Here is a 19,466-nt window from a genome sequence, read left to right on the forward strand (position 1 = left end):
ATCTGTGTTTCATTGCCTCATCGCTGGAGTTTTAGCCTTTAACTCTGGCTTGTCAGCGAGCGACGATGTCCTGACTCCCGCAGAACTCGAGACCATTGATCGACTGCCAAAGGTCGCTGGTGGCCTGAATGTAGGTTATGAGATTGACCGCAGAGCTACAAAGCGTGTGGATACGACGCTTTTTTACATGGTGATGGCACCGGAACTTCAGGCAAGTCACTGGGAGTTCATCGCCCCTTGGCCTCCAGACCTTCCCAGTCAGCAAGTCCACTACGTGCGCAGTTCTCCCAAGGCAGATCGAGGCTCTGAACTGAGTGCTCTTCGAAGAAAGATTCTCGTCATCAATCTAAAGGCGGGCAAACACACCCAAAACACGGCAGGTGTGAAAATTTACTATGGGGCCCAACTGTATGCGCGCAGTTTACGGGTTGATAAAAGCAAGATTGCGAAAGCTGATGTTACTCTGAGTGATCTGCAACGCAAGCTGTTCCTTAGACCCAGTCCACTTGGCGATTATACGTCAGAAGAGTTCCAAGATTGGATTCATAAAAACGGTTTTGTTAGGAAGTCGGATGAAGGCGAAATCGACCTGGCACGGCGCGTTTTCCAAGGGCTTGCTAGCAAGTTCCGCTACCAAGCCGACAGTAAGTTGGATCGAAGCCTGATAGCAGTCTGTCGATCTGGAAAGTCTGACTGTGGAGGCCTTTCCAATCTCTTTGTCGCCACATTGCGTGCGCAGGGCATCCCTGCGCGGAGTCTGGTCGGTCGATGGGCAAAGTCCGCGGTGAAGGGTGAAAAAGTGGGAGGTGTGCCGTATTTCCAATCACACGTAAAAGCAGAGTTCTTTGCTCAAGGTGTAGGGTGGATTCCAGTCGATCTTGCCTCAGCAGTCCTTGACGGCGAAACACCGGACAAGCTGATATTTTTTGGTCGAGACCCCGGTGATTTCATCACCATGCATGTGGATCCTAGGCTCCGTGTTGTTAGTGAGTATTTTGGGATGAACGACTTAACTTGGCTACAGGATGTGACCTTCTGGGTGCGAGGTGAGGGGGCGTTGACAGGACATGTTAGCACAGGAACTTGGCAAGTGAAGTAAGTGTCAATTAAGAGGACTGTTAGCTTGAGCTGTGTAAAATTAATCTGATGATGGAACAAGAATTGCATCGATATGCCTACAATTACTGATTCCTATGATTATGGGCTACATCTTTCTTGCTAGGAAGTAAGCCAACGGTTAAACCTATGAGTAGTAATCCCTGAAAAACAATGAGCACCCAAGAAAACCTTCGCAGCGAACGTGAGTTAGAAAAGCAGATGGCCGCTGCAGCCAATGGCGAAGCTGTCGAGTCCGACAGCAAGAAGCCGACGATTCTTGTGGTCACGCCGGAGATTACTTACTTGCCAGAAGGGATGGGGAATATGGCTCAGCGGATGCACGCCAAGGCCGGAGGGATGGCCGACGTTTCTGCATCACTGGTCAGTGCTCTCTATGACCAGGGGGCAGACGTGCACGTCGCTCTGCCGAACTATCGCCGGATGTTTAATATGGACGTCCAAGCTCACCACGACCGGGAATACAGTCGGGTGCGGGAGAACTTGGGAAAGGAGCGGATTCACTTGGCAGAGGACCGGGTGTTCTATCACCGGGATCAAATTTATGCCGATGAGAACTTGCGCGTCTCACTCGCATTCCAGCGTGAGGTGATCAATCACATCATCCCGCAGGTTCGGCCTGATTTGATCCACTGTAACGACTGGATGACGGGGCTAATCCCAGCCGTGGCCAAGCGTTTCGACATCCCCAGCCTGATCACCCTTCATAACATCCACACGGAAAAAGTCACCATGGCCGAGATCGAGGATCGCGGCATTGACGCCGCTGAGTTCTGGGAACATCTCTTTTTCGAACGCCCGCCATACTCCTACGAAGAATCACGCATCCATAACCCGACTGATCTGTTAGCTTCGGGGATCTTTGCCTCCGACCACGTCAACACCGTCAGTGAAACCTTCCTCTACGAAGTGGTGGAGGGGCGTCACGACTTTGTACCTGACTCGATCAAAAACGAGCTCGCGAACAAACACTACGCCGGCTGTGCGAGTGGCATCTTGAACGCCCCTGACGTTTCTTATGATCCTTTGACGGACGACTCGCTTGCGTTCAAATACAGCGCTGAAAACGTCATGGAGGGGAAGGCAGCGAACAAGCGTCGACTGCAGGAAGCCACCGGGCTAAACGTGAACCCGAACGCTCCCGTGCTGTTCTGGCCATCGCGACTCGATCCCATGCAAAAAGGATGCCAGCTGTTTGCTGATATCCTTTACCAAACGGTGGCCGACTACTCTGATGTCGATCTGCAAGTCGCCATCATCGCCAACGGAACTTTCAAGACGCATTTTGAAAACATCGTGAAGATGCACGGACTGGCTGGGCGCGTGGCGGTGGTTGATTTTGACGAGGACCTTTCACGTCTCGGTTACGCCGGAGCTGACTTCATGATCATGCCCTCACGCTTCGAACCCTGCGGACTGCCGCAGATGGTGAGTCCGAAATACGGCACACTCTCGGTGGCCCACGATACCGGTGGCATCCACGATACGGTGGAGCATTTGCACCAGGACTGCAGCCAGGGCAATGGCTTCCGCTTCCAGCACTACAGCCCGGAAGGTCTGCGCTGGGGCATCAACGAAGCGATTGGTTTCTTCAAACGGTCTTACGAGGAGAAGCAGCATGTGCTCGCACGCATCATGCGCGAATCCGCCACCCGCTTCAATCACACCACCACCGCGGCCGCCTACATCAATCGATACGAGACGATGTTAGGTTGCAAAGTAGGAGGCTAAGGCTCGTCGATGGTCAGACCGAGGCCAGGGCATTCAGGAGAACGGCGCCGATGCCGATGCCTGGAAATGGCGATGCGGCAAAAAAGATGATGCTCGGCCACTCAGGTTTTTTCTGCCCCTGAGCAAGGCGACTGATGCCGAGGAGGATGCCCACCGTGCAGACGATGCTGCCGGTGCCCAGAAAGGCCAGCAGGCTGACGGCAATTGCCGCGCTGCTCATGACGGCGACCGCAAGCAAGGGAGCTGCCAGCAGGTTCACAAAGCTTATCAGGATTAAGAATTTGGTCCACGGGTGTAGGGCGGGGTTTTTCCACATCGCGACCGCTGCGATGATCATGATGATGAACGCCAGCAGCCCGAGCAGCGGCGCTATAGCGAGGACGGCGTCCAGTAGTTGGATTCGGAGCTGATGGACTGCATATCCGGACTTCTCTTGCAGCTTGGCGAGCGGGGGAGTGGGGCTGCCGACGGCGGATTCAAAGTTACTGCGCTCGACCTTCGCCCTAACAAACCGTGCTCCAGTGAGCTGGGAGCCCTTAAAGTGCGCGTAGGAAACGTTGGCGTGCCTGAACTCGGCCGCCGTCAGGTCGGCGTGGCTGAAATTGACCCCATGGGCATGAGCCTCGGTGAAATTGGCCTGCTGCATCGAGGCATGATGGAACTGGGCAAAGGCAAGCTCGCTGCGAACGAATTGCGCATGCTTGAGCTTGGAGTTGGTGAAATTGGCGCCTCGAAGGTCGCAATCTGAGAAATCCACCCCCTCGAGGTTGAGGTCATTCAGCTGCGCCCCGTCGAGTTTTCTCCCCACGAAGCTGACACCTCGGTCGACCGCTGCCTGCATCGAGGTTGCGGAGGCGATCGCACCCGCTTGATCCAGCGTGTCCAAATCCGCCTGCGTCAGCCCGCGGGCACCAAGCACGAAGAATTCCTTCGCCATGACACCCGACCAATTCGCTCCGGTGAACTTGGCACCAACGCCATTGGCCAAGGTGAAGTCACAGCGACTGAGATCGGCGCCCGAGAAGTCGGTGGAGGCGAGATCGCATCGTGCGAAGCTGAGGCCGGATAAGTTGGCTCCTTTGGCCGTCACTCCCATCACAAAATCGAGTCCAAACCCAAGACTCTCTCGGAGATCGGCTCGGTCAAAATGGCAACGGTCTAAGCTACATCCTATAAAGTCAGCGCCCCTCAAGTCGGTATCGAAGAACTCGGCAAGATAGAGATGCGCGGAGCTAAAAGTGCTTTTTCTCAGGTCACTATCGTGGAACTTGCAGTCGCCCAAATCAGCATGGCTGAAATCCACGCCAGCCAGATTGAGTTTGGAAAAATCGCTGCCCCAGAGGTCGTTGCCAAAATGTCCGGTGATGTCCGGCACGCGCTCCGCTGCCCTCTCAGCAGTGACGTAAGCAACGATGTCTGCCCGTGGAATGGCCGCGTGGAGGGGAGCGCTCGCCTGCAGTAGGAGCCATAGAATGAGGGAAGAGAGCCAGCGCATGGTGCTGCAGTCTAATGCCTGCCGCCGACATTGCAGCTCCAATCGACTGCACTCTGTGGGGTTATGATGGACACACCTGCCCATCCTCCCTATGCACGCCCCATGAACATCAACTCCATCATCACCCACCCTGGAGGGGCGCATAAGGACGACTTTTTGGCGTGTAGTCTGTTAGTCGCTGAGCACAACGTGCCGATCTACCGCAAAGATCCCTGCGAGGAGGAGTTGAAAGACCCCAGCGTGGCCGTGGTGGACGTCGGGCATGTGCATGAGCCGGAGAATAGTAACTTCGATCACCACCAGTTCCCGCGCGACTATCCACCGACCTGTGCCCTCACCCTGGTGCTGCAGCATCTCGGGATTTACGAGGACGCCAAGATGTTCTGCGATTGGTTGGAGCCGGCCGAGTGGTTTGATACCCGCGGACCGAAAAAGACCGCCGAGTGGCTGGGCGTCGAGCGCGAGGTGATTTCCAAAATGAATTCACCCATCGATATCACCGTGCTGCGCCGTTTCGCCCAAGCGGAAAAACATCAACCTGGTGAAGTGATTTACGAGCTGATGAAAATGATCGGCGGTGATTTGTTAGAATACCTTCGCGATGTCAGAACGCGACTCGATACCGTCGGCCAGCATGTGCAGCGCTGGGAGATTGACTCCGGTGACGAGACCTTCAGTGCGCTTTATTTCCCACGATTGGACGACCCGCTCGACGATGCCTCCAGCGGCCTCGCGCGTTACATTCTGGTCAACAATCTGGATCAAGAAATTGCCGCCATGGTCTACCCGGACAGTCGCGGCGAGGGTTTTGGTCTGGCTCGTTTCAACGACCACCCGAAGCTGGATTTCACCCGCATCGAGGAAGATGCCGATGTGCATTTCGCGCACAACAGTGGCTTCCTTTGCAAAACCAGCGCCACCGAGGTGCCTCGACTGCAAGAGCAACTGGCCGGTGCTTGGGGATAATTAACGCTTGAACTCCAGCGTGTATTCCGCAGCAGTGGTATCCTCACGGCCTAACAAAATAGTGCTCCACTGACAGCTTTGTTCAGGCTTTCCCCAGTGGCTGTAGAGCGCAACCTGGACTGTCACAGGCTGCCTCGCGTTACACTTAATCGTGTAGGTCCCCGGCATCGCACGTTTCAGCATGTATTCATGCATGCCTGGGTAAACTGAAATCTTGCCACCCTGTCTGGAGTCACTCCAGCGCGTTGTTCTATTACTGTCCGGTTCATCGGTGGTGGTAGAAAACTTCACTGATGGGTCGGCGCAGTAGATCACGCAGCGCAGGTCCGTGCTCAGGTTTTGAGTGTGTTTCTGATAGGTCTTTTTTTGAGTCGCTGAACTGTAGGCATTGCGCTCGGTGAGTGCCAGGATTCGAGGTTCTTGTGTCGCCCTTGTGCTGGTGAGAAAAGTGAGGTCGTGGTAAGCCGTGGCGGCGTCCCATGTTGGCTCCAGCTGGTGCCGGTAGCGGATGACATCGAGCTGGTTGATGGCATTGCTTGGGTCGGATTTCCTCAATTCCATCAGTTTTGCGAGTGCCGGCTTGAGAAGGCCGATGTCACCAAGCCAGTAAGCGAAGGCTCGGTCCATGCTGTCGGAGCTGGATCGGTTTTCCATGATGTTGGAAAGCACTTGCTCGGCTAGATCTGTGTGGCCGTGCTTGGCGAGAATGCGGGCGGCATCAATGTAGAATGAGCGGGTGTATTCCTGCTTCTCTTTCAAAGCCGCATAGGCGCGCTGTGCATCTTCACGACTTTGCAACGACTGCTCAAAGCGCTTCATCGCCTCGGTGTTGAGCTCGGCTGCTACGGGGCGGGTGATCTTGATCGCCATGTCATCGGCATCACTGGCTGTCGATTTTCCTCCACCAAATGGATCGGCACCAGCTCCGCCGCCTAGTGTGGTGTATCGAGGTTGTTTCTGAGTGACGGCGGGGGCTTTACGAGGGTCGACCTTAGGGCTGTCATCACCGGCGAAAAAGGGATCCACATCTCCAGATGAATCATAGGGTTCTGGCTCCACCACAATCATGTCACCTGGTTTCAGGGTAACATCACGGTATTGCTCGCTCAGGAGATTGTAAGTCAGCACCCCGGCATTGCGGTAGAGGCTGACGTATTGCAGCGAACCAAGGTAGCTGGGACCTCCGGCAAGATCGAGCGATTGTTTCAGAGTGAGTGGCTCATCGCTACGATAGGTGTCCGGGTTGAGCACTAGGCCGCGCACGGAAATCGCGAGTGGCTGGCCGGGTTTCCGTTTTGGCTGAAGTTTGGAAAACTTGTCCCAGTCCTTCATCAGCTGGATCTGCTGCTTATTCCAGTCGTCATAACCCTTGCCTGACTTGAGCTCTTGATCGGCGGCGGCGAGCGCTTTGGTTTTCCGCTGCCATGTTTCGATCACCGCGTAGGTTTGGAGATCGAGGTCGGATTTCGCAAAAACCTGGTCCACGGCATTCATCCAGATCGACGTTTGCTGCGCACACGCCATCATACTTTCGCTGAACCAGCTGTAGGTCTTCTGATACCAACTGAGCCGAGCATACCACTGGGCATTGATGCGGTCGTTATGCTCCTCTGGGCTCGGTGTTTTAGTATTGAACTTTTTACGTGCGATTTTCCAGCGCGCTTTGATCTCCGGTTCTGGCGGCGGGATATTGAAGCGCACGTAGTCACGGAATCGTTCTAACACAATCAGCGAGGTGTGATCACTGACTAGCCCGTGTTCGCGGCAGTGGGCGATGATTCTTTTCTGATCACCTGAGCTTCTCTCCAGAACCCCCAACTGTTCCTGCGCCCAGAAACGTTTGATCAGTGAGGTTCCATCGAGTCTGTTGGTAGAGGTTGATACGTTCTGGCGGATCGTTTCTCGATTGGCATTCCGGTAGCTGACAGTGAAGTCGGTTGGCTCACCATCGCAGCGGCCTAACAAGATTTGCCGATCGTTCACCTGCTTGGCGATCACGGTCAGACTGGGCAGCTTCAGCGGCTGCATCTTGAACTGCGTATGGGTCATCTGGTGAATTACTTTTTCGATCGGTAAGTTCTGCCAGTTGATGGTTTCCACCAGTCCATTGCGAGCCACCGGGTTGATGTTTGAGACGTTCGATGAGTGGAAAATGAAGCTGTTCTGCTGGGTGTTGAGCGTCAGGTTCTGGGCGAAGTCGCCATCGGTGAACAGCAGAGTCAGGTCCGCCTCTTTCTGGAGCTGGGCCACCGAGGGGTAGTGAGTGGCGCCATCGTAGAGGATGTTTTCCAGCGTGGTTCTGAGCCTTTTCCAATCTGACTCCTTGATCTGATACGTTCCGCCGTCTTGCAGGGTGTTGCGCAAAATTTGCAGGGTGACTCGGGTGTTGGGGATCTTTTTGAAGTATCGGTCGAGGATTTCCAACTGCTGTTTCAGCGGCTGGTAGCTGCGGGATTCGGACGCATCCCAGATGAGGTTGATGTGTTTGGGTGCGATACGTTTTCTCTCTTTGATATCCGCTGGTTTGGCAGTGTTGATCAGAAAATAGGAACGATTTCCGTGCCTCTCTAACCACGCTCTTGAACCAGCGTTTTGTGGACAGGTGACGGCGATGGTCTTGGGGAGTATTTGGTTCGTCGCAGAGGCTTGCGAGGAATTTCGTGCCGTGGCTTTGAAACTTAGGCCGGGCGCCTTGATGCTCGCTTCTCCATTGTGTTGGATGGTGCAGCGGAAGTCATTGATCAAACCTGGGTAATCGGTGGGCAGGCTGTAGTGGAGCTTTCCTTGATGCTCTGTTAGGTGCTCGATGTAAGCGATCCTTACTAGCTTCGTTCCCTTCGCTGGAATAGGGAAGACCTTGGTGCGGTAGATGTTTCCCGCCTCGCGTTCGACGATGCCCGGATCGATCATCTGCCGCTTGATCGTCTCATAGGCGTGCCGTGCCTGCTTTTTCTCCACCGCCACGCCATCACGCAGTGCACCGTTTACTTCGAGGGCATATTGGGAAACGGTCGATCCTTCTGGCAGCGGCATGACAAACTCGCCTTCCTGCATGCGGTTTGTTTCATTGCGGAAGCGAAGTGTTAGAACAGTCTCGGCAATGCTGCCGGTGATGGTGACATCCGCCTTGATGGTGTCGATGCGTAGCGGTATCCGATTTCCCCCGGTTTTCACCCACATCTTCGGCGTGGCTGCTTGGGCGGATGCGAGTAGCAGAGCTAGGAAAAAGAAAAGGCTGAGAGATTTCATGGGTTTGGTAAAAGCTGGGCGCTGGCCTTGACGAATAACAATAACAGCCGGGCTGGGTCGGCTTTGCCTTCGGCGTTCATCGCATTGAAGCTACAGACGAATTGCGAATGCCCATTGTAAAGTGTGAGAGCGCTGCGGCTGCGCAAGGTGTAGAAGATCGGGCGTTTGATGTCTGCTTGTCCCCACTGATCCTTGTGCGTGACCCAGCGGTAGATGCTGGGCATTTGAATCCACCGAATATCGAAGTAGAGATCAATGATCTTGTGATGTTCTCCTAGCGTGGGCTCCATTTCTACAATGCAGCCGACGTTGCGAGTCTCAAATGCCAGAGGGTGGGGCCGGACCGCTCTGAGCGAGCGGTTGAACTTCTTGATGTCTTCTTGGGTTATCGAGCCACTGAGCCCACTTCCTGTGATCTCGGTCGGGGAGATGATTTCGCGCGCGGATTGGATCGTGCAGCGTTGGCCGGAACGTGCGAGAACCAGCGAGCTATGCACCATCTTGGCTTGTTTGTTCGCGATCAGTGGCTGCACAGCGGCGTGGAGGTTTTTGCCAAGGCCGCCTTTTCCAGAGGTGAGCTGGGCTAAGGTGTCTCGCTGGATCTCGATCCATTCCGTCTGCAATCGCACATTTCTAGAGCCTGACACATCCGCCACCAGCGGCTGCGCTAGTGTTAGAATGAGCAGAGTGGCTGTTAGGAACGATCTCATTGCGAGAGGTTGTTAGCGCCCGATTACCAGCACGTCAGCTTTGAGAAAGACGAGGACCTTCCGTGAGGTATCGGTCACTCCTTTGTCGTCCTTGGGTGATAGCGCCGCGATGAGTGTGGGTTTTCCATTAGCGAGGGTGACCGCTGTGTTAACCCTTAACGTATAAATAACGGGCATCATGATGTTGGATTCCCCATGTTTGTCCTTCCACTCGCTCCAGACTGTATTTTCCACATGATAGGTGATTTCTGGGGAGAGCCGGACGTCGATGGTTTTGTTGCTGTCGCCAATGGTCGGTTCGATTTCCAAGGTTGAGCCGAGGTTGCGGGTCTCGAAGGCCGTGGGGGTGGGGCCGGTGGCGAACTCTTTGCTGGCGATTTTACTCTCAGCACCTTTTTCGATCTTGATGGTGTTGGGAAGTTCTGGTGGCTCGTATTCGGTGGGGTAGATGAACTCACGGATCGATTCTACGGTCGCCTTCTCTCCACTGCGGGCGACTAACATCTGGTTCTCGATGAGCTTGGCCTTGCCGCTTTGCATCAGCTTGGCGACGGCCTGACGCAGAACGGTGTCGCCTTTGCTAGCGGTGGCATCTGACATCACGGCGCTCATTTGCTCCAGTGGCATCTCGATGTATTCCACTTGGATGCGCACCTGTCTGGGAAGATTCGCTTCAGCCGCTTCGCCTAACGGGTCGAAGGCATTCTCTTGTGCAAAGATAGGTGTCGCTGCGAATAGCAAGGGACAAAGAGCGAGGGTTTTGAGCGATCGTTTCATAGCTAACGGATAACTTAGAGATGGCTCGCCAGGGTGTCGAGATTGATCTCGGAGCTGCCTTGTAGGGGGATTCTTCTTGGGCTGAAGTGGAGTGCCGTGTTAATGATAAGGCATGTCTAAATACCTCCTTCCTTGTCTCGTCAGCCTCGCGTCCCTGAGCATCGCTCAGGCTCAAAACTCGCCAGGGGTGAGTATCGATGATTTTGTCCTCGGCCATGATGATGCCAATGCGCCGTCTGCCAAGCTGCAGTATGGTGCGGCGGGGGAAATGGATTTTGACGATATCGACGACAGTTTTTCACACAGTCGGCTGCTCTTGGAAATACCGCTCGGTGGACTCATTCCGATCAACGATTGCAATGCTCTGAGTATCGGGCTGCGCTATGAAGCTTCGTGGCTGGAAACGGATACTTTTCTGGGCGATCAAAGTCTACACGATGCCCGAGTGAACTTCACCTGGATGCACCATCAGGCAGGCAGTCAGTGGTCGTTTCTCGCTTCGTTGTCACCCGGACTTTCCAGCGATTTGGACGGTGTCGATGGTGATGATTTTTCCGTGAATGGCAAAGTGGGCTTCCGCTATGAGTTCAACGATCGCTTTGCCCTCATCGCCGGTATGGGGATCGATAACACCACGGGCGATCGCTCGCTCTTTCCTGCGGTGGGCTTTCAATGGCGACCTCTGGACGATGTTCATCTGGCGCTACTGGGGGCGACCTTCACGGCGACTTGGCAACCTCACTCTGACTGGCTGGTCCGCTGTGGTGTCTGGCCGGGTGGAGGAGTGTGGAATGTCGAACACCACGGCGATAGCTTTGACGTGTCGCTGCGGAGCTACCGGGCAGCAGTCGGGGTTGAACGTCGGCTTGGGGAGAAAGTTTGGCTCAGCGTCTGGGCGGGCACGACCTTGGCGAACAGCTTGGAAATCGAAACCGACTCAGGAGGCGACATTTTTGACGAAGATGCCGAAGCCAGCTGGTTCTTCAACGTGGGCCTGAGGGTGGCGGCTTGGTAGGAGTTTTTTGAACCGCGAATGGGCGCGAATTTACGCTAATGAGGATGTTTTTTGATGCCTCGAGCAAGTGAGTCCGTCATCGCGTGAAATGCGTCAGCATACCGGCGTATCCAATTAAGAAATATTCGCGTCCATTCGCGATTAAGAATAGCAGGCCAAGCCTTACTCCGGCGTCAGCTCGGCCAGCCACTGCGCCAGGTCTCCGGCGGCGGGCGTCATGGGTAAGTGCGAAACATCACCGAGGCGCCAGCGGAAGATCGCTTGGTAGCCGTCCCAGTGGCCATCGGCGCCGGTGTCACACATCCAATCGATCGCTTGCTGGTTCTCCGGGATCACATAGCCGGTAAGAGTTTCGATCCCTTGCTGGTAAGCCTGTATCCAAAGAATGGCGAGCAGCAGGGTGCCAATGCCCCGACCATGCTCGGAGTCGAGCACAGTGACCGAGAACTCGGCGTCCGTGGGATCGGTCTTCGATCTCCAGTAGCTGGCTGCGCCCAAACCGGGATACTCGCGACTGCGGTCGAGCACGGCCCAGATGGCGTGGTTTCTGCCGTCGTTGTTCAGCAGACGATCGAGCGTGCTATCGCTGATGACCTCACCGGAGTGCACCCAGAAGCGTTGATAGCGTGCCTCGGGCGACAGGAGACGATACCCTTCCGCAAGACCCTCACGGTCCTCTGGAGTGAGAGGGCGTGCGACCACATCCGTGCCATCGCGCAGTTGCAGCTGGAGTAGATTGGGAAACGTAGACACATCATTAAACTAGGGCCAAAGATCTCGCCGTCAATGGTAAGCGCGGATGAGTGTCAGGAAACATGAAACATTCGTTTCCAGGCAGTGCCTCAGGGGGAGGGGACGTAATTTCACAAAAAAAAGCCCCGCCGGGCGAACCGGCAGGGCTTTTGGAAATTGATGAATCGCTGTGTTAGCTAGCTTCTGCAAGCTTCACGTTGACGCGGCGACCGTTCTTGTCGAAGTAAACGTTGCCGTCGGCTTTAGCGTGGATGGTGTGATCCTTGCTGATGTAAACGTTGTTACCGGGGTGCCACTTGGTGCCACGCTGGCGGATGATGATGTTGCCGGCTACGACAACTTCACCACCGAATTTCTTAACGCCGAGGCGCTTGCTGCGTGAATCGCGACCGTTCTTGACGGAACCCTGTCCTTTCTTATGAGCCATGGTATAAAAGTAGTAAGTGTTTTAAAAATTAGCCAATGCTGGTGATTTCCAGCTTGGTGAGGTGACGGCGGAAGCCCTTGGTCTTGTGGTAGCCTTGGCGACGCTTGAATTTGAAAGCAACTCCCTTTTTACCGCGGAACTGGTCAACCACCTTGGCGGTGACGACGGCGCCGTCTACGAATGGAGCACCGACGGTGACGTCGCTGCCGTTGTTGGTAAGGAGGACTTCCTCGAATTTTGCTTCGGATCCGACTTCGGCGTCGATCTTCTCAACGTCGAGTGTATCACCTTCTTGAACGCGGTATTGTTTACCACCTGTTTTGAAAACTGCGTATGCCATGGGAATGTTCTCCTTGGGTTGCTTGAATGCTTGAAAACCGACGGAACACACCTTGTGCGCCGTTCGGGGAGCGGGAATTCATCACAATCCTGCCAGACGGGCAAGCAAATTTTGATCAGGATCTCAGTTTTTTTAATATTATTTAACTGAGCCTGAGTATCGGGCGTCACTTTCTCTGGAAATTGCAGGGCAATCTTGCATACTCAGCCACCTCAGCCGTTATCGATCCCATATGATGAAAAAACTAGCCACCCTCTTCCTTCTCGCCCTCCTCCCCATGACCAGCCTGGCCGGCTCACGCGGAGTGGAACTTGCATTCGTGGACGCCTCGCCGCCGCACACCACCCCCGAGGGCAAACGCCTCGCCGAGCTCTTGGTAATGGATATGAAGGCACTCTACACTGGGAATCTTGTGGGAGGTCTCTTTCCCTGGAGCGAAAACACTCTGGATCTGAAAGTGGTCGATCCCCGGGCATACGGGATCTCGTTTGACCGACTGCTTAATACCAAGGACGCGAAAAAGATCGGCCCGATTCTGGAAAAGAACCGCGTCTTCGATGGCATGATCGTCTTCTACTACGATCGCGCCAATGGCTACGCCCGACTCAAACTCTACGATAACGACGGCAGCGAACTCCTCCTCCTCCGCCTACCGCTGGAAGGCAAAAGCTCCGCGATGAAATACTCCCTCATGAAAGGCCACCGCCGCGGCGCCCTCACAGCCATCGGGGCGAATGTTAGGTGGAGTCCTTGAGGTTAATTATCTGCAGCTTTAAAAGTGCTGTTTGAGGTAATGCTGGTATGAAGCCTTAAGAGAAAAGAATCGTATGAGGAGCTTTGTTGAGAAGGTCCACAAGATGATTAAAGGTTCCTCTGTTCTTACCCCACTTTTCGTCAATTGGCGGGTTGAATGAAATGCGATTCCTGAGTGCAGGTGAGAAATTAGATGCATATCTATTCTTCAGTGCGTCCGCAGCCTCTTTCTTAGAAGTATCGAATAATACAGGGTCGAAGACAAAAATGTTGTTTAAATCTTGATTGGGGCCAAGAGCGGACTTGAAGAAGTATTGCATGTATACATCAGATGCCGGAAGGCTATATCCACAGATGATCAAGTTCTTACAATGTCGAAGAGCGTTGAGAGCGTTTTTCCAAATTTCAACACTTTTGGGGTTGGTGGCTTTATTAAAGACGGGCGGAACAATCGATGGGTTTTCAAGAGCCGTAACTAGTTTTATGTTTTGTTCATCACCAGCAATTCGAGCTTTAGATCCATGAGGAAAGTTTATAGAACCATGAAGTTTGTATAGTTGTATTTTAAAAGTATCCTCAAGAGGGGATTCAACTGAGTTTTCCAGACCAATACCGGAATTCCTCTCGATTCCTCGGCTTGGTGAAAGCCTCTCCCACGTCAGCGGTTTGGAATTAAAGTCGATAGGGCCAAGTGCTGAGGAGCCGTAATCTAGCTTAAGGTGCTTCCATGGAAAACTTTTAGCTGTATGGCTGGTGCCGATAATCGATTGTAGGAGAGCTCGTTCTAGTATGAGGTCATAATTGAACGTGATAATGCAGGGTGGTGGCTGATTTGTGTCGCGACTCCAGTTGATAAGAGCGTTCCAAAAGTTTTGATATATCTTCGGGCCTTTTTCATACTGCATGACGGTGAGTTCTCCCGATTGCTCCGATTGCCCAGTGACCTCTATAACCACAGCGATGGCTTTGATCATCCAACCAAGTCTTTTTTTCTCACCCTTTCCACCAGCTAGAGCATTCATAGAAAGAACTGAGAGCAAGTCTTCAATGTTCCAGACATCTACAGAGACACGACCGTGATAACCGTCTAATTCCTCGCGGGCCTTGATGGCTTCAATTAGAATTTTCTTTTGATCATCAGTGAGTTTCTTTTCTTCATATCTCCCAGTTTGGGCCATCTTCCACATAACGTCCATGAAGTTGCCCATTAAAGGGATCCCCGCATCGAAACTTGTTCCTGCGCCAAAGATGAAAACGTTATCACACATAGCTTTTTATTGGGTAGACCAGACACGGGGTTTATTGAAGGTCCCCACGGAATCACTGAGGTGAGATGGAAACTGCGAAGATTGTAGCTGAGCATCTCTGATGCCGTTGCGATAGACTTGGGCGGCGGACTGTAAGCCAGCACTACCACGGCGCTGTTTGCGACGGTGGGGGCCGGAAATCAATTGAGGGTTAACGACACAGACGGCCTTTCCTAGCTCCTCATTGACCATGCGTATGGGTGTGATTAGATCAGAATCACCCGTTATCACGATGGCTGTGGTAAATTTATCCTGAAAAGCGTTTAGCAATAAATGCGCCCCTAAATTGACATCGGAACCTTTTTCCTCCGTGCTGTATATTTCAATGGTGTTCGGCGGCGGAGTTACGACCTTGGCTCGTTTTTTACGGACACGAAAATGACCTTCGATAATTGTCATATTGGGCAATGTCCGTAGAGCACGCCAGTAGGTCATCTGGCGAGTAGGTGCATCAGGATCATTCGGCAAGGCAGAGACAGGGGCTGAGCAGTATTTCGTGGCAACGATTTCGTTATTCCGAAACATTTGAGAAGCAAGTGCGATAGGATTGAGCCATTTATAGGGCGTATCCTTGATTGCTCCGTAGTAGAGATTGAAACCATCAATGTAGAGAATGGTCTTGAGCCGTCGCCGCTTAGGCATAACAGTCTCCTTCCACCGTGGCTGTAAACGGCAGCCCTCTTACAAAGGCAAGGGCAGCGTCCCAGAAGGAGGCTGCCCTGCATCCTGTAGCCGAAGCTATCAGGAGTGATGTGCGCGGAAGATAGTCTCCACTGTATGGATCCGTCAAGTTTGTATTTTGTAACACGATTCGGCGGCAAGAACCAGACTCTAGGCAGAAGCTATAGATTTTGTTCGACGCTGGGATATCTTTCATAGCGAGATGTTAGACTCAAGATCACCTATTTCAAGAAAAATAGATGATCTAATGAACACTTTGTTTGTGATGGGGAAACGATGAGAGCTAGCCTTCGTCAACCTTCTTCCTGATACAGCTCCTGCCTGACTCTTCGGCGTTCGGCGCGGTGCTGGATTTGGCGTTTTTGTTTGGGGGTGAGGTCTTCTTCTTTCCATGGGCCGCGTTGTTTGGCGCCGGCCATGATGCAGCCGAGCGGTTGGATCTTGCCGATAATTTCGGCGAGTTTGAACTCTTCGATCTGAGCGGTGACTTGGTCGGCGTTTTTGTAAGCGATAGGTGTTTCGCTTAGGTCGGCCTTGCCACAGTACCAGCGGACGTCGATGTCCTTGGTGGAGTGGCGGATGGCGTTCTGGCGATCGGCTTCATCGGCGAACTGTCGCTTCAGCGCGGTGCGTGAGACGTTGCGTCCGGCACCGTGGGGAGCGAAGGAGAGATACTCGTCATTGTCAGAGCCTAGCACCATCAGGATCGGCTCCGCCATGTTGAGCGGAATCAAACCTAACAGCGGGTTGCCATTTTCATCCTTCCATGCAGGGGTGGCACCTTTGCCGTGGTAGTAGGTGTCGCCACGTTTCCAGACAAAGTTGTGTTCATTGCCAAACTGGGCGGTGACTTCGCCGCCGATGCGTTCGATGAAGCGGGCATGGATCGCCTGATGGTTGGCGCGGGTCCAACGTCCGACATACTGCAGCGCCTCCCAGTATTCCTGGCCGATTTCCGATGTGGCATCTAACCACGCGGCGGCCTTGGGGATGTGATTACCCGCGCGAGCGCTGTGTTTTACTGCGGCGATTTGTCCCCGTTGGTAGAGCTTGGCTCCGAGCCCACGCGACCCGTGGTGGGTCACGAGAACTCGGAGCGTGAGGGCTTGATGATTTTCAGAATCCGTGAGGGCACGTTCGAACTGAGCCGCCAGTCCGGTGTGACCGGACTGCAGTAATTTTCCGATCAGGCTGTGGGTGACTTCCAGCTCGCCGATGTAGGCGAAGTGGTTGCCGTCGCCTTGATCCGCGATGTGGATTTTCGCCCAGTCGTAGAGACCGGAGAGGAACTTATTGTCCCAGACGTCTTCGTCTAACACCGGGTGGTGCACGAGGTCATCAAAGTGCCGACCGCCGGGGCCGAAGCGGGTGGCGGTGGTGAGGGCGTCAAGTTCGCTATCCACGTCGCTGCGTGCCAGGTAGAAGGTGGCGTACATGGAGCAGCACACATCGGCCGAGTGGGCACTGGGGATGATGGCATTTTCCACGGCGATGGCACCACCCACGGGGATCACTGCCTTGTCCATGGAGGCAGGGCAGGCGTCCGGCATGATGGCGCCGCGCTTGATCACGGGTGTCTTCAGCAGCTCGTCCATTTTCTGCCGCACCGAGGCGACGTTCTTTTTCTCGTCTTTCGTTTCAGGACGGATGGCTTCTGAAAATGGAGCGGCTTTTTCACGCATCAGCATCTTGGCTGGCGGCGGTGTGAAGTCGCGCTTGAGGAGCTTGAGCATGTACTTGGCATCGTGGATGCCACGGGTTTCATACTCGTCGATCTTGACAAGCATCTCAGCGATGTGAGGGCCGGGGTCCCAGCCTGCATCGATGAGGTCTTGTTCGGTGATAGTTTTCATAATTTGATGGGTTGTTCGTTGAATAGCGAAAGGGGGCGGATGTGTCATTGGTTTTTCGGTGCACCTGCATTTCGCGTTGTGGTTAGTTGTCGTTGTTAGGGAGGAAGACTTTCCAGTCTTCGATGTTGTGTTGGTTGTGCAGTGTCAGGGTGACTGGCACGGCACGTGGTGTTTCGGGGCGACGCAGTAGTCGCAGTCCGGCTTCGGCCGGTGTGCGGTCGGCCTTGCGGGTGTTGATTTTCCGGCAGGACAGCACGCAGTTTTCCCAGGAGGTTTCGCCGCCACGCGATTGCGGGATGACGTGGTCGATATTGCCTTCGTCCTTGCGCAGCAGCCGACCAGTGTATTGGCACCTGCCGCCGTCCCTGAGCCAGAGGGTTCTGGCGCTGAAGTTCGGCCTGTGCATCGGCACATCCGCGTAGCGCGAAAGCACGATGACGGTGGGCACACGCAGCGGTCCGCGAGCCGTGCCAATGCTGAGATCCGTCTCCCGCACTGGCAGGGAAAGCCAGGTGTTCCAGTCAACGGGCACCATCCAATCGAGATGCTGGATGTCGAGACCCGTGGCCGCATCCGTCGCCATCTGACCATACGCATGGGCGGGGGTGGTGACGGAAATTGCCTGCCAGTTCCGGTTCAGAACGAGAACGGTGTTTTTGTGGAGGTAGGACATTTTTTCAGTAGTAGGTTGTTAGTAATCAGGTGTCGGGTGTCGGGTGTCGGGAGGTGTCTGTAATTGTTAGGATTTAGAATTTGAGAACGCGGGTGTTCGTTTTAAAAAATGGAATCGGTGAACGTGGCCGCGCCAAAAGGGTCTGAGACATGAGCGAGCGGCCGGTTTCCACGATGGAAAAAGTCGCTGACCGAATCCAACCAGCACGATGAATGACGGCACGAGGCGATGGCCTGTTAGTAAAATAATCAGCAAGTGTCTGGGGACGCTGCTGCTGGCCGCGGGGCTGTGGTTTTTCCTGATCCCCGGGCTGACCGTTGGGTGGTACATCGCCACAGACAAAGGTATTCATGGAGAAGGAGTTTCGCAGTTTGCCTACAAACGTCACACGCTTCTAAGTGACGATTATGCAAAATACGCTCGTGAGCGGGTTCGATCGGGGAAAGCGGAAACCTTGAACACCAGTCAAATCGCCGAGACGGAGTGGCCGCTGTTCGGGTCGGCTTTCTATCTCTGGGCGACCGAGGCCTTGCAGCTGGAGTGGGAAAAGGATCCCAGTTTATCCAAGCAGGCACCGAAGGTTTATGCACGGGAAGCCATCGATGCTAGCCTCGTGCTGATTCTCGATCCTGGTCATGCCACGTGGGTGAAAGACCATTGGGGCGAGAGCTACATGGAGCGTGAAAATACCTTCTACCGGATGCTGGTGATTTCGGCAATTGTATCGCATCACAACCTAACGGGAGAACGGAAATATTTCGCTCTGCTGCGCGAACAGGCCACTAGCTTGGCGCAGGAAATCGATGCCTCGGACACGGGGCTAACCGATGATTACCCCGGCCAGTGTTACCCTGCGGACGTGGTGGCTGCGATCGGTGCGATCCAACGGGTTGATAAGTTGTTAGGAACCGACCACTCAGCGATGATTCACCGGTCACTACGTGCGTTCACTGGAAAAATGGCAGAGCCTTATGGCCTTCCTCCCTACGCCGCCGATGCGGAAACAGGTCGCCGATTCGATGACTCGCGTGGCTGTGGAAATTCGTATTTCGCCACCTTCGCCCCGGCGATCTGGCCGGAGCAGAACCCTGGCTGGTATCAATCCTACGCCGATCACTACTGGCAGCAAAATTGGTTTGCCGCCGGGTTCAGAGAGTTCCCACATGAGGTCGGGGACGAGTATTATTTTGATGTCGATGCCGGGCCGGTCTTTGGCGGATTCGGCACGGCGGCCACAGCGTTTGGTGCAGGTGCGGCGCGGACGAATGGTCGCTTTGACCACGCATCGACTCTTTCCTATGAAATGATCGCCGCGAGTTGGCCTCTGCCTGATGGCACGCTGCTATTTCCCCGCTTGTTTTCCAACGGAGACCACGCGCCCATGCTCGGTGAGGCAGCGATCTTGTTTCAATTGAGCCGACAAGCGGTTGATCCTACCCAAGCGGTCAACGAACGAGGCCCGATCCCAGCCTGTGTCTGGCTGATGTTGTTAGGCTATGCCTTTCTTGCATGGATCACCTGCCGGCCTGCTTGGCGTTTGCTCAGAGGGAGGAAAAAATCCACGAAGCGATGATGGCGCCCGGGGGTGGAGTCGAACCACCATTGACGGAGTCGCTTCGT

17 protein-coding genes are annotated in these 19,466 nt (G+C 54.2%); 6 read left to right on the forward strand and 11 right to left on the reverse strand.

The window, feature by feature from the left end:
* Nucleotides 1–4: 4 nt before the first annotated feature.
* Both JO972_RS03295 and JO972_RS03300 read left to right on the forward strand, forming a co-directional pair.
* Nucleotides 5–1,099, forward strand: a complete 1,095-nt coding sequence (locus JO972_RS03295; protein ID WP_309488577.1) for a transglutaminase-like domain-containing protein — start codon at nucleotides 5–7, stop codon at nucleotides 1,097–1,099.
* 170 nt (nucleotides 1,100–1,269) lie between these two features.
* A complete protein-coding gene (locus JO972_RS03300) occupies nucleotides 1,270–2,847 on the forward strand; it encodes a glycogen synthase (protein ID WP_309488578.1) in 1,578 nt (525 codons plus the stop codon).
* Nucleotides 2,848–2,860: 13 nt separating this feature from the next.
* On the opposite strand, the gene JO972_RS03305 is transcribed toward JO972_RS03300, so the two are convergent.
* Nucleotides 2,861–4,342, reverse strand: a complete 1,482-nt coding sequence (locus tag JO972_RS03305; protein WP_309488579.1) for a pentapeptide repeat-containing protein — start codon at nucleotides 4,340–4,342, stop codon at nucleotides 2,861–2,863.
* A 102-nt stretch (nucleotides 4,343–4,444) separates the two neighbouring features.
* On the opposite strand from JO972_RS03305, the gene JO972_RS03310 reads away from it, so the two are divergent.
* Complete coding sequence (locus JO972_RS03310; protein ID WP_309488580.1) at nucleotides 4,445–5,308, forward strand: MYG1 family protein; 864 nt, start codon at nucleotides 4,445–4,447, stop codon at nucleotides 5,306–5,308.
* Here JO972_RS03310 and JO972_RS03315 read toward each other — a convergent pair whose 3' ends face one another.
* The 3 genes from JO972_RS03315 to JO972_RS03325 are packed head-to-tail and all read right to left on the reverse strand — an operon-like array spanning nucleotide 5,309 to nucleotide 10,044.
* Nucleotides 5,309–8,557 (reverse strand): VIT domain-containing protein, encoded by a 3,249-nt coding sequence (locus JO972_RS03315; RefSeq protein ID WP_309488581.1) that lies wholly within the window; start codon nucleotides 8,555–8,557, stop codon nucleotides 5,309–5,311.
* Nucleotides 8,554–9,267, reverse strand: coding sequence for a hypothetical protein (locus tag JO972_RS03320; protein ID WP_309488582.1), 714 nt, complete (start codon nucleotides 9,265–9,267; stop codon nucleotides 8,554–8,556). Before JO972_RS03320 ends, JO972_RS03315 begins: the two co-directional genes overlap by 4 nt.
* A gap of 12 nt (nucleotides 9,268–9,279) precedes the next feature.
* A complete protein-coding gene (locus JO972_RS03325; protein WP_309488583.1) occupies nucleotides 9,280–10,044 on the reverse strand; it encodes a hypothetical protein in 765 nt (254 codons plus the stop codon).
* A gap of 112 nt (nucleotides 10,045–10,156) precedes the next feature.
* On the opposite strand from JO972_RS03325, the gene JO972_RS03330 reads away from it, so the two are divergent.
* Entirely contained in the window at nucleotides 10,157–11,059 is a 903-nt protein-coding gene (locus JO972_RS03330; RefSeq protein WP_309488584.1) for a DUF6268 family outer membrane beta-barrel protein, read from the forward strand.
* 162 nt (nucleotides 11,060–11,221) lie between these two features.
* On the opposite strand, the gene JO972_RS03335 is transcribed toward JO972_RS03330, so the two are convergent.
* The 3 genes from JO972_RS03335 to rplU all read right to left on the reverse strand — a co-directional run bounded on the left by JO972_RS03335 (nucleotide 11,222) and on the right by rplU (nucleotide 12,579).
* A complete protein-coding gene (locus JO972_RS03335; protein ID WP_309488585.1) occupies nucleotides 11,222–11,812 on the reverse strand; it encodes a GNAT family N-acetyltransferase in 591 nt (196 codons plus the stop codon).
* Between the two features lie 172 nt (nucleotides 11,813–11,984).
* Nucleotides 11,985–12,239, reverse strand: coding sequence for a 50S ribosomal protein L27 (gene rpmA, locus JO972_RS03340; RefSeq protein WP_309488586.1), 255 nt, complete (start codon nucleotides 12,237–12,239; stop codon nucleotides 11,985–11,987).
* A gap of 28 nt (nucleotides 12,240–12,267) precedes the next feature.
* On the reverse strand, nucleotides 12,268–12,579 hold the full coding sequence (gene rplU / locus JO972_RS03345) for a 50S ribosomal protein L21 (RefSeq protein ID WP_309488587.1): 312 nt from the start codon (nucleotides 12,577–12,579) through the stop codon (nucleotides 12,268–12,270).
* Between the two features lie 232 nt (nucleotides 12,580–12,811).
* Here rplU and JO972_RS03350 point away from each other — a divergent pair, with 232 nt between their 5' ends.
* Complete coding sequence (locus tag JO972_RS03350; protein ID WP_309488588.1) at nucleotides 12,812–13,333, forward strand: hypothetical protein; 522 nt, start codon at nucleotides 12,812–12,814, stop codon at nucleotides 13,331–13,333.
* A 55-nt stretch (nucleotides 13,334–13,388) separates the two neighbouring features.
* On the opposite strand, the gene JO972_RS03355 is transcribed toward JO972_RS03350, so the two are convergent.
* From JO972_RS03355 to JO972_RS03370, 4 genes are all read right to left on the reverse strand, one after another.
* The gene (locus JO972_RS03355; RefSeq protein ID WP_309488589.1) at nucleotides 13,389–14,600 is read right to left on the reverse strand and encodes an SIR2 family protein; all 1,212 of its coding nucleotides are present in this window, start codon (nucleotides 14,598–14,600) and stop codon (nucleotides 13,389–13,391) included.
* A 6-nt stretch (nucleotides 14,601–14,606) separates the two neighbouring features.
* Entirely contained in the window at nucleotides 14,607–15,281 is a 675-nt protein-coding gene (locus JO972_RS03360) for an NYN domain-containing protein (RefSeq protein ID WP_309488590.1), read from the reverse strand.
* A 332-nt stretch (nucleotides 15,282–15,613) separates the two neighbouring features.
* A complete protein-coding gene (locus tag JO972_RS03365; protein WP_309488591.1) occupies nucleotides 15,614–17,173 on the reverse strand; it encodes an RtcB family protein in 1,560 nt (519 codons plus the stop codon).
* A gap of 82 nt (nucleotides 17,174–17,255) precedes the next feature.
* Nucleotides 17,256–17,846 (reverse strand): HNH endonuclease, encoded by a 591-nt coding sequence (locus tag JO972_RS03370; protein ID WP_309488592.1) that lies wholly within the window; start codon nucleotides 17,844–17,846, stop codon nucleotides 17,256–17,258.
* 454 nt (nucleotides 17,847–18,300) lie between these two features.
* Here JO972_RS03370 and JO972_RS03375 point away from each other — a divergent pair, with 454 nt between their 5' ends.
* Nucleotides 18,301–19,419 (forward strand): hypothetical protein, encoded by a 1,119-nt coding sequence (locus tag JO972_RS03375; protein WP_309488593.1) that lies wholly within the window; start codon nucleotides 18,301–18,303, stop codon nucleotides 19,417–19,419.
* The last annotated feature ends 47 nt before the right edge of the window (nucleotides 19,420–19,466 follow it).

It is taken from the genome of Oceaniferula flava, assembly GCF_016811075.1.
In the GTDB taxonomy this organism is placed as follows: domain Bacteria; phylum Verrucomicrobiota; class Verrucomicrobiia; order Verrucomicrobiales; family Akkermansiaceae; genus Oceaniferula; species Oceaniferula flava.